This window comes from Microbacterium sp. CPCC 204701, from assembly GCF_004010105.1.
Lineage (GTDB): Bacteria > Actinomycetota > Actinomycetes > Actinomycetales > Microbacteriaceae > Microbacterium.
Genome location: NZ_RRYE01000393.1, coordinates 1 through 2,654 on the forward strand (window position 1 = coordinate 1; position 2,654 = coordinate 2,654).

The following is a 2,654-nucleotide window of genomic DNA, read 5'->3' on the forward strand; positions in this document are numbered from 1 at the left end:
TGGGGCGCCGTCCTCGCGGCGATCGCCGCCGTCGCGCTGTGGGTCACGGTGAGCCCCGACCGGCGCACCGCGCTCGCGGACTCGACGCTGTCGCTGTCGCCCGCCGCCGTGGCGGCCTACGTCGTGCTCGTCCTCGGGGCAATCGCGCTGGTCGCGGGCCTCGTGGGCATCGTGCGCCGCGCGCAGCGCGCCCTCGACGACCGGCGCGCGACCTCACCAACGACCGACTGACCGGCCCGGCGGTGGCCTGTGCCCGTGTGAGGAGCGTTGCCGAGCTGAGGACCGAAGGCGCAATATCGGTCCTCAGCTCGGCGCATCTCCTCAGCTCGGGAGAACTTCTGGGCCAGCAGATCTTCTGGGCCCGGCAAGACTTCTGGGCCCGGCTGATCCCTGAACCCGGCACATCCCTCAGACCGGCTGGTCCCTCAACCCGGCAGATCCCTCAACCCCGGCAGATCCCTCAACCCCGGCAGATCCCTCAACCCGGCACATCCCTCAGCCCATGCCCGAGTCCGCACGGCGCCCTCCCGGCCGCACGCACGCAGGATGGATCCATACGCACCCTCCTCAACATCATCTGGCTCGTGCTGTCGGGGCTCTGCATGTTCCTCGGTTACCTGCTCGCCGGGGTGGTGCTGTGCATCCTGATCCTCACGATCCCGTGGGGCATCGCCTCGCTCCGCATCGGCCTGTACGCGCTATGGCCCTTCGGCCGCACGATCGTCGACAAACCGACGTCGGGGGTCGGTTCGTCCCTCGGCACCGCGTGTGGGTGATCTTCAACCGGCTGGTGGCTCGCGATCGGCCACATCCTCACCGGCATCGCCATGATGATCACGATCGTCGGCATCCCGCTCGGCATCGCCAGCTTCAAGCTCGTGCCGGTCTCGCTCATGCTCCTCGGCAAAGACATCGTGCGCACCGATCAGGTCCGCATCGCGTGAACGACTTCGCGCCGTGCCCCCGAGGGAGCACGGCGCGAACGCGTCTGCTGAGGCGGCCGTGGCCGCCGCGGGTCACTTGGTGAGGACGCTGCAGCCCTCGTCACCGGTGTCGACGCAGAGCACGAGCGCCTCGGGGTCGACGAGCGCCTCGGGAACCGCGTAGCTCCACACGTAGGTGTACGAGCGACCGGGTTTCATGACCACGTCGACGTTCTGCTGCGGCACGGCGACTCCCTCGAAGGACTCGTCGGCCGTGGAGCGCAGGACGGGTGCAAGGTCGGCTCCGGTGAGGCCCTCGACGGAGACCCACTGGGCGACGTTCGCCGTGACCCACCGCGTGCCCTCTTCGGGGGCGCCGAGCGCACCGGCGGCGGCGTCGTCCGGGACGATGCCGCTCCACACCTCGAGCTGGGTGCCGTCCACACCCACACGCTCCCCCACGGCAGCGGGCTCGGTCATCGACGACTCCACGACGCTCACGATGGGAGCGGCGTCGGGCGCTGCTCCGGGCTGGCCCGAGGCGCAGCCGGCGAGCAGGAGGCCGGAAGCGGCGAGGACGGACAGGACGACGGTGCTGCGGGAACGCATGACGAATACCTCTCGAATCGTTTCGGGGACGCTTATACGCTACCTCGGCGGATCGTGTGGTCTGACCAACCGCGTCGCACCGACGGAGTCAGACGGATGCCGCACCCGGCGCCCGCCGCAAGCCCGCCGCCGAGGCATCCGTCACCCGAAACAGGTGATCTCGCGAACGCAGGACGAAAGCGCCGCCGAACATCCTGCCTTCGCCAGATCACCTGATCTCAGCGACAGCCCGAGGCCGCGACGACTCCGCCCCGAGCCGAGCAAGGACCAGACGGATGCCGCGACCGCGGCCCTCACGCCACTCGGGCGAAGATCACGCCGCGGTAGGCGTCGTCGCTCCAGCGCACGAGCAGATCGAGATCGGCGGGTTGGATCGGCAGCTCGTGGGTGTCGACCCAGGTCTCGCCGGCCTCGACGTTGATCCAGGGGTCTTCGACGACCACAGCGTCGCCGGCGACGGCATGGGCGACGATCCAGTGCGGCCCGACCTCGCCGTGCATGGGCGCCTCGTCGATGAGCAGAAGTGCGCGTTCGCCGCGCGCGACGCGCCGCGCGATCTCGGCCACCTCGACCCGATCCCGGCGCACGGGGATGCCACGGGCGATCGCCTGGCGCAGCGAGTCGTCCTGGAGCTCTGCGCGGAATGACCGGTCGAAGCCCTCGAGCCCCTCGAGCAGCGCGGGGCCCTCGAGATCCAGCGCCACCTCGACGGGAGCGTCGGCGAGCCGGTCGTGGAGCGCGACGGCGAGGCCGATCGGTTCGCACGCCGGGTAGTTGCTCGCGCTCCGCCAGAAGGCGATCTCGCGGTCGCGGTCGCCTGCGCCGCCGTCGAACCCGCCGGGACCGCTCCCCTCCGACGCGATGAGCGCAGCGACGGCACCGCACGTGAACAGCGTGGTCTGGGCGTAGTACCCCGGCTCGTCGTGGTCGGCGGCGGTCAGCCACAGGACGTATCCGTCGACGCCTTCGGTGCCGACGGCGGCCCAGGGTCGCCGCATCGCGACGAAGCCTCGCTCGGCCGCGAACGCCGGGACGCCCGCGCCGACCGCGACCTCCCATTTCAGCGCCGCGTCGCCGTGCGCTCGTGCGCGCTCGATGACCGCGTCCAGTGCCTGCGCCGCC

3 protein-coding genes and 1 pseudogene are annotated in these 2,654 nt (G+C 70.9%); 2 read left to right on the forward strand and 2 right to left on the reverse strand.

All coding sequences use genetic code 11. From position 1 onward, the window contains the following. A partial coding sequence (locus tag EIO58_RS18970) for a hypothetical protein (RefSeq protein ID WP_164861775.1) occupies window positions 1–231 on the forward strand: 231 nt, incomplete at its 5' end. A 323-nt stretch (window positions 232–554) separates the two neighbouring features. Continuing rightward, a pseudogene (locus EIO58_RS15845) lies at window positions 555–944 on the forward strand (YccF domain-containing protein). 72 nt (window positions 945–1,016) lie between these two features. On the opposite strand, the gene EIO58_RS15850 reads toward EIO58_RS15845, so the two are convergent. Both EIO58_RS15850 and EIO58_RS15855 read right to left on the reverse strand, forming a co-directional pair. Then, the gene (locus EIO58_RS15850; protein WP_127820312.1) at window positions 1,017–1,532 is read right to left on the reverse strand and encodes a hypothetical protein; all 516 of its coding nucleotides are present in this window, start codon (window positions 1,530–1,532) and stop codon (window positions 1,017–1,019) included. A 293-nt stretch (window positions 1,533–1,825) separates the two neighbouring features. Then, the coding region (locus tag EIO58_RS15855) for a peptidase C39 family protein (protein ID WP_127820313.1) at window positions 1,826–2,654 on the reverse strand (829 nt) is incomplete at its 5' end.

What these genes read in the sequence shown, in the direction of transcription:
- EIO58_RS15850 (WP_127820312.1), bottom strand. Translation starts at nt 1,532, where the DNA reads ATGCGTTCCCGCAGCACCGTCGTCCTGTCCGTCCTCGCCGCTTCCGGC.